The 2,424-nt window shown below is 75.4% G+C and carries 2 protein-coding genes; one reads left to right on the plus strand and one right to left on the minus strand.

All coding sequences use genetic code 11. From position 1 onward, the window contains the following. Window positions 1–1,661, minus strand: a 1,661-nt coding sequence (locus H5J33_RS31190; RefSeq protein ID WP_181798118.1) for a DNA alkylation response protein, incomplete at its 3' end; no start/stop codon positions are given. A 71-nt stretch (window positions 1,662–1,732) separates the two neighbouring features. Here H5J33_RS31190 and H5J33_RS31195 point away from each other — a divergent pair. Beyond that, the coding region (locus H5J33_RS31195; RefSeq protein WP_258565532.1) for a hypothetical protein at window positions 1,733–2,424 on the plus strand (692 nt) is incomplete at its 3' end.

Consider the following 2,424-nt stretch of genomic DNA (forward strand, 5'->3'; position numbering starts at 1 on the left):
CCTTCGGGCAGGGCGCGCTCCAGGATGGCGTCGAGGCCGGTCCCGGCGGGCAGGGTGCCGAACGCGTGCCCCCAGTCGCCGCCCAGCCGGGACGCGCAGAAGGCGTCCGCGACCGGGTGCGGGGCGTGCCGTACCAGCAGGGAGGCCTGGAGCGCGAGCGCCATCCGCTCCACCAGCCGGCGGGCGCCCACCTGGTCGGTTCCGGCCAAGTCGTCCTTGAGCGCGGCCACGGTCGCGTCGAGGCGGGCGTCGGCCCCGCGCGCCAGGGCGAGTTCGGCGAACAGGGCCTCGGCGGTGTCCGGTTCCCGGCCGAGGGCGCGCAGCACGTCGAGCGCGTTGACGTTGCCGGAGCCCTCCCAGATGGACAGCAGCGGGGCCTCCCGGTAGTGCCGGGGCATGCCGGAGTCCTCGACGTACCCGTTGCCGCCCAGGCACTCCAGGGCCTCGGCGGTGAAGGCCGGGCCCCGCTTGGTGACCCAGTACTTGCCGACGGCGGTGGCGATGCGCCGGAAGGCCCGCTCCCCGGTGTCCCCGCGCACCGCGCGGTCGGCCGCGCCGGCGAGGCGCAGCGTCAGCGTGGTCGCGGCCTCCGACTCCAGCGCGAGGTCGGCGAGGACGTTGCGCATCAGCGGCTGGTCGATCAGCCGGGCCCCGAACGCGCTGCGGTGCCGGGCGTGGTGGCCCGCCTCGACCAGCGTCTTGCGCATGAGCGTCGCCGAGGCCATCACACAGTCCAGCCGGGTGCAGTTGACCATCTCGATGATGGTCTTCACGCCCCGCCCCTCCGGCCCCACCAGCCAGGCCACGGTCCGGTCGAACTCCGGCTCGGAGGAGGCGTTGGAGCGGTTGCCCAGCTTGTCCTTCAGCCGCTGGATGCGGAAGGTGTTGCGGCTGCCGTCCGGCAGGACGCGCGGCACCAGGAAGCACGACAGCCCGCCCGGGGCCTGCGCGAGCACCAGGAAGACGTCGCACATCGGCGCCGAGGTGAACCACTTGTGCCCGCGCAGCGTGTACACGCCCGGCTCGCCGGTGGGCGTGGCGGTGGTGGTGTTCGTGCGGACGTCGGAGCCGCCCTGCTTCTCCGTCATGCCCATCCCGGCGAGCAGCCCGGGCTTGTCGGTGGGCACGCGCAACTCGGGGTCGTACTCCCGGCTGGTGAGCAGCGGTTCGTACACCTTGGCCAGTTCCGGCTGGGCGCGCAGGGCGGGTACGGCCGCGTACGTCATCGAGGTGGGGCAGCCGTGTCCCGCCTCGGTGTGCCCCCACACCAGGCCGCCCGCGGTCCGGGCCACGTGCGCGCCCGGCCGGTCGTCGGCCCACGGCGCGCCGGCCAGGCCCTCGGCGACCGCCGTCCGCATCAGGTGGTGCCAGGCGGGGTGGAAGTCGACCTCGTCGACGCGGTGGCCGTAGCGGTCGTGGGTGCGCAGCACCGGCTCGTACCGGTTCGCCAGCTCGCCCCACTCCTGCGCCTGCGCGCTCCCGGCGCGCGCCCCCAGTCGGCGGAGGTTCTCCTCGGCCCACCCGGCGCCCTCCCGGCGCAGCCCCTCCAGCAGGGCCGGGTCGTCGGAGGCGTCGTACGGGGCGAGCGGCGGGGGCTGGTTGGTGACGTCGTGCGTGCCGGACTGCGGCTGGGGCGGCGACTGCGCGGGAATCGAGACCATACGAGCATGTTGCACTCTCCGTGCGGCCGTAGCAATGCTGCAACAAGCCGGCGCACGTACAGTACGGGTCCATGTGTGCGAACGTCCCGGCGGAGCCGGACCGGCCGGTGCCGGACCCGGCGGCCCTGCGACCGCTGTCCGCCCGGTCGGTGGTGCTGAGCCTGCTCCTCGGCGCGCACCCGCCCGAGCTGCCGGTGCGCGACCTGGTCCGGCTGGTGGAGCCGTTCGGGATCGGCGGCTCCACGCTGCGGGCCGCGCTGAGCCGGATGGTGACCGCCGGGGACCTGCGGCGCACGGACGCCGTCTACCGCCTCAGCGACCGGCTGCTGGAACGGCAGCGGCGCCAGGACGACGCCGTACGGCCGCGCACCCGCGCGTGGCACGGCGACTGGGAGATGGTGGTGATCACGGCGACCGGGCGCGGCCCCGCCGAACGCGCCGACCTGCGCGCCCGGCTGACCGCCCTGCGCCTGGCCGAACTGCGCGAGGGCGTGTGGCTGCGCCCGGCCAACCTCGACCGGCCGCTGCCCGCCGAGGTGCACCGGGTGGCGCTGACGTACACCGCCCGTCCCGACGAGCCCCCGGTGTCGGCGGTGCGCACCAGACGCAGCCGGTTCTCGGTGAGCGTGCCGGTCTTGTCGAAGCAGATGGTGTCCATGCGGCCCAGCGCCTCCAGCGTGCGCGGGGTGCGCACCAGGACACCGCCGCGGCTCAGCCGGCGCGCCGCGGCCAGCTGGGCGACCGTCGCCACCAGCGGCAGCCC

The sequence above is a fragment of the Streptomyces sp. WELS2 genome, assembly GCF_013870595.1.
Taxonomy (GTDB): domain Bacteria; phylum Actinomycetota; class Actinomycetes; order Streptomycetales; family Streptomycetaceae; genus Streptomyces.